Source organism: Methanobrevibacter sp. (assembly GCF_045541095.1).
Lineage (GTDB): Archaea > Methanobacteriota > Methanobacteria > Methanobacteriales > Methanobacteriaceae > Methanocatella.
Genome location: NZ_JAZQIJ010000072.1, coordinates 1 through 5000, shown reverse-complemented (window position 1 = coordinate 5000; position 5000 = coordinate 1). Strand labels below are relative to the sequence as shown.

Sequence of the window (5000 nt, the reverse complement as noted above, 5' to 3'; positions counted from 1 at the left end):
CATTTTAGATTAATTTATTATTGTTAAAAAACCTTTATAAGTAAAAATATTTGAAAATAAAATACATGAAAGCAAAATACACTCATAAATTTATTATTTATAATAAACAACGTATTGAAAACAATTACGATGGATTAGTTGAAAAATTAGCAGAATTTGACAGTGAACCTATACCAAAGGATTTTTTGGAAAATCTAAATGATTTCTCTGAACTCTTCAGAAAAAAACGATTGGAGTTTTATCGTAAAAATCCAAGTAAAATGTGCACCATTGATGAAATATTGCCGTATAGCGAAGAAATAAACATCGAAACAAACAAAGTGCTGGCATTTATACATAAATACTATGAATTTAGTTGTTTAATTGTTGGTATTGATTATTTCAACGGTGAAGATGAATACATAGAAAAATATTTTTCAGTAGGTGATGCAAGCTATTTTGGAGGAGGATCATGGGAGTTAACCATGAAAATTGTTCTAGGACATTTTTATGGATTATACGGCAATGAGTTAAATCTTTTTTTAAAGGACAGTGATTTGGAACATTTAATCTAGAATTTCAATCAGGGTGATACCATGGATGAAAAACTTATATATGAATTATTTGGGGGAAATGAACTTTCAGATGACTATTTGACTTTATTGGAAAAATATCAGATGACAAAAGAAGATGGAATATTAATAAGAAATGAAACAGTCGAATTTGTTTCACCATTAAACAGATATGGAACTTATGAAGATTACGAAATGATGATGATAACTATTGATGAGTTTAGAAGGCGGTTTTCAGACAGATTTGAAAAAATTCACAACCGTGAAATAAACTTGGATGTATTAAATCAGTATAAACCAAATAAGTTGTATTGGGATATAAAAAACGATCAGAAGAAAACAGAACAACTTTTAGCGCCTTATACTGGTGAAGATTTTTTAAACGACATTTTTCTAAAAGACCTGGTGAAATATAATTTGCTTGGACATTATACAAATATGTGCCATTTTCTTTGTAACACGCCCAGTAAAGAATTTGTTGGGAAAGATGTTCGCCAGTACTGTCTTTTGAAATTTGAAAAGATGAATCTCCTGGATAAAATTGAAAAAACACATCCGCAATCAATGAAAGATGCAATAAGATGTTTGATTAGCGCTTTAAGTTTGGAGGAACTTGATGAAGTTTATCAAAACAGTATGGGAATATATAAAGGCATTAATCATTTCTTTTTTGGAATGTGGATTCGAAATAATTTTGGTCTAAACCAAAAGGTCAATTCAAGATTAGTCTATGAATGTTACACCTCCAAGCATAATGATGATTCAATTTGTAAGAAGGGGCCATTATGGATGGCTGATGCAGCATCACCAATTATAGAAAAAGAATTGTGGGATGAACTTCATAAGAACTATGATAAAATTAAAAAACAAAAATTGATGGGGAAAATTGACTAAGAGAAATACATGTTGTGAAAGTCCTATAGAAAGTTAGAAATAAAAAACAATATTTTTCCATTTAGAACCGATTATCTAAAGAAGATTCTTAAAATAAATAATTAGTTATTGATATAATTGTTAGGAATTGTTTCATCATCATAAGAATAAGATTCTTCCCATTCACTATCATACTCAATATCTGGGTAATATCCATCCCAAAATTCTAATGACCTAACTTCTCCTTCTGGAAGAGAAATGGAGATAACATATCCATTATCCTCATCAATAAATTGATGGAAAACTTCATCAGGATAAAATGGGTCATCATCAAGTATATTATATTTAGTATAATTTCCAGCGAAATTTAATCTGAGAATGTGTCTAGGTAAATCTAATTTTATATTAAATTTATCTAATAACTCAACAACTGTTGTTCCATTGTAATCGTAATTTTCATTCCAGGGATATTGATATTGGTTTCCTTCAGGAGCATTGCATCGATAGAAGTTTAATGATCCATAATCACTATCAGGAATAGATACTTGAAGTTTATAATTATCATCAATATCTATAAATTCATAATATTCATGATTTTCAATAAATGAATGAGTTTCCTTAGAACATTTTGTATAATTTCCTTCAAATTCAAATTTGAGAATACGATTTGGCAAATCTAATTTTATATTAAATTGTTTCAATAAATTTTCAACTGAAATCATCATTATCCCTATTTATATTATAATATTATTGAATGTTTTAGATGAAAAGTTCAACTAATTAATTTTGCTATAATCTGGTTTCCAACAAAAATAATTTCGATTTCATCATCATTATTAAATTTATCATAAATTCTGCCCGCACTCATTGTGCCTTTTACAACCGTGTTAATGCTATTTGCAATATATGCTATTGTTTCATCATCATATTTGACTGCAATTGCTTCCGAATCATATGGGTTATCTGGCTCTTTTACAATGTTAAAAATAGAACCTCTTTTAAATAAATTTTCATTATTGAATCTATCAACTTTTATTGTGACTAAAACATCTTCTTTATGATTTTCAAGTATTTCATTAATTGATGATTTAAAATTGGAATCTTTTAGTTTTTTAATTGAAATTTGATTCAAATTGGTATTTTTAGCATTAAATTCTTTTTTAGAGTTTTTTAAATATTCTTCTAATGTAATTTTCCCAATTGCTAATTGATGAACTAACTCCCAATCGGATTCATCATAAAAACCTTCAGCTAAATATTGGTCAATGGACATATTTTCAATTTCATTAAAATTTTCATCCATGATTTTAACATGACTGATTATAGGTTTGAATTGAGGATATCTTCTGACGAAATCTAATGCAACTTCATTGTGGTATTCTCTAGATTCGCCAGCAGGTAATCTTCGACTAGTCATTCTTTCATTTCTGATATTAGCTTTTAAATATTCATTATTCTCAATGACAAAAATTCTAAAATCAAAATGATAATAATCATCAACCATTGATTTAATTCTCAGGGGGATAGGTTCTTTGATTGAGATTAATTCAGCTGTAAAACCAGGAGGCATATTCTGTAAAAACTTTTCGTCACGAATTAATGATCTTAATAGCAATTTAACATCTCCCTGCATATCTTATACTAAATATTTATAATTTTGAAGTTATTTATCAATAGCTTTATAAGAAATATTCAAAACTAACTCCTTTTATTTATTTTTAAAATATAAACCTTTTGAGAAATCAAATTCAGTCGTCTATCAAAATTTTGAATTAAAACATGTGTTGCAACATTCCTCTCAACAATATTATACTTTTTAACACCTTTTTTAAGATAAATCTTAATTTTATCATCTTTAAGATTGACTTTATATGCATTTGACAAAATATATTTCGAATCTAAATTAGGTTTGTCCGTAATATAGAAATCTGTTAATTCATCTATCGTATAACATTCATATTTAAACTCAAGATACTTCCATTTGTTCTGTTTCCAAAGTTTAAGCGTGAAATTTCTTCTTTCCTTTTCATTTAACTTTTTTAAAACAACAATATTTCTTGTTTTATCACTACAAAAAGGCCCTGTATGAGAATCACCCACACTTAAATAATCAACAGGATATAAAATAACAAAGAAATCGTATTTTAGGTCTAAATTATCATAACATTCCTGTAATTTGGAAACAATAATTTCTTTTATGTGTTGCAATTCATCTACAAAAATTGAATCATATTCAAAAATAAATTCATATTTTTTATTTAACGAATTAGGAAATTTAACTATATGAAAATCAATTAATGGATGGAATTTAAGGATTAATTCAGATAAAATATAATCTTTAATACTTTTTGATTTATCTACTTTTTTAATTTTATTGTCACCATACTGGTAATTTCCCATATGTTGCCTATGTAAAGCATCCTCGACATCTAATAAATCTCTTTTAAATAATGTTTTTAGTTCTTGACCAAGTTCAATATATGTGTCTTGATAGTTTTCATGTCCACCAAAGTTTAAAACTTGACCACTTTCAAAAGCGAGACTTAATCTCCAATTACAACCATCAAATACTACATTACTGTTATTTATAACATTATTTGCATATTCAATTGAATTCCACTTATAAACACCATATTTTTCTATCAAAGAGATAATTTTTTCAATATCCTTGTCATTTAATCTATTTCCATCATGAAAAATAACCAATTCTTTTTTATTTAAATCCGTGTGAAAATTATTTTTAACAATTTTAAACAATGCCCCACATTCTTTAGAATAGTCTATTCTCTTTAAAATTAGTTCTTTGCCTGTGGCTTTATCAAAAATCCCTTCTTCTGAAATGTCATAATGATATCCTGTAACTAATGATTTTAAACTATCTAAATTAAAAACATCTATGCCAACTAATCTTTTTAAAACATTATTGAAATCAATTAATTCTTTTGGAAACTCATTATAAATGCTGATATATTCATATTCTTTATTCTTGTAATCAACCCTAATAGTATAAAAAACCATTTTTCTTAAATCATAATTTATGCTATTTTTCTCACACCATTTTTTCAGATTGTTAAAATGCAGGTTTATTTCATTTATATTAATATCGGCCAGTGAGAATACTTCTTCTGTGTAATAATCATGAATCTTTTTAAATGCATTCCTATTTTCAGCATTTAACATGCTCCTAATTGAATGTTCATAAATTTTTTTCTCTTCAAAATATGCATTTTTAGCTTCAAAATCAATTATAAATTCATAAGTTTCATATGGATAATCGTATTCCGCTAAATTAAACCAGGAATGTATAGCAATTTTTTGAATAAAAACACCTCCCAATTCTCTTTCAACAATATCTTTAAATTCTTCATCGGTGATCGTTTCAATATTCTGTGAGATATATCGAATTGCAGTATCATCAAAATCTGCAAAATACTCCGGATTTTCTTCTAAAGATATGTCATTGATTTCCATTTATAACCCTTATATAGTTCTTAATTAGTCTTGAATGCAATTTATTAAGTATTGATTTAATATCCCTCTTTTAAATACTGTTAAATAATAATGCCTCAAAAATAT

Annotated in this window: 5 protein-coding genes; 2 read left to right on the top strand and 3 right to left on the bottom strand. The window is 26.7% G+C overall.

Going from position 1 to position 5000, the window contains the following annotated elements:
* The first annotated feature begins 65 nt into the window (after positions 1-65).
* Both ACKI2P_RS03260 and ACKI2P_RS03255 read left to right on the top strand, forming a co-directional pair.
* On the top strand, positions 66-554 hold the full coding sequence (locus ACKI2P_RS03260) for a hypothetical protein (protein WP_407374969.1): 489 nt from the start codon (positions 66-68) through the stop codon (positions 552-554).
* Between the two features lie 21 nt (positions 555-575).
* A complete protein-coding gene (locus ACKI2P_RS03255) occupies positions 576-1445 on the top strand; it encodes a DUF6794 domain-containing protein (RefSeq protein WP_407374968.1) in 870 nt (289 codons plus the stop codon).
* A 101-nt stretch (positions 1446-1546) separates the two neighbouring features.
* Here ACKI2P_RS03255 and ACKI2P_RS03250 read toward each other — a convergent pair whose 3' ends face one another.
* The 3 genes from ACKI2P_RS03250 to ACKI2P_RS03240 all read right to left on the bottom strand — a co-directional run bounded on the left by ACKI2P_RS03250 (position 1547) and on the right by ACKI2P_RS03240 (position 4895).
* A complete protein-coding gene (locus ACKI2P_RS03250; protein WP_407374966.1) occupies positions 1547-2146 on the bottom strand; it encodes a hypothetical protein in 600 nt (199 codons plus the stop codon).
* A 50-nt stretch (positions 2147-2196) separates the two neighbouring features.
* On the bottom strand, positions 2197-3057 hold the full coding sequence (locus tag ACKI2P_RS03245) for a hypothetical protein (protein ID WP_407374965.1): 861 nt from the start codon (positions 3055-3057) through the stop codon (positions 2197-2199).
* Positions 3058-3122: 65 nt separating this feature from the next.
* Positions 3123-4895: a hypothetical protein gene (locus ACKI2P_RS03240; RefSeq protein ID WP_407374963.1), complete on the bottom strand. Its 1773-nt coding sequence runs from the start codon at positions 4893-4895 to the stop codon at positions 3123-3125.
* Between the last annotated feature and the right edge of the window lie 105 nt (positions 4896-5000).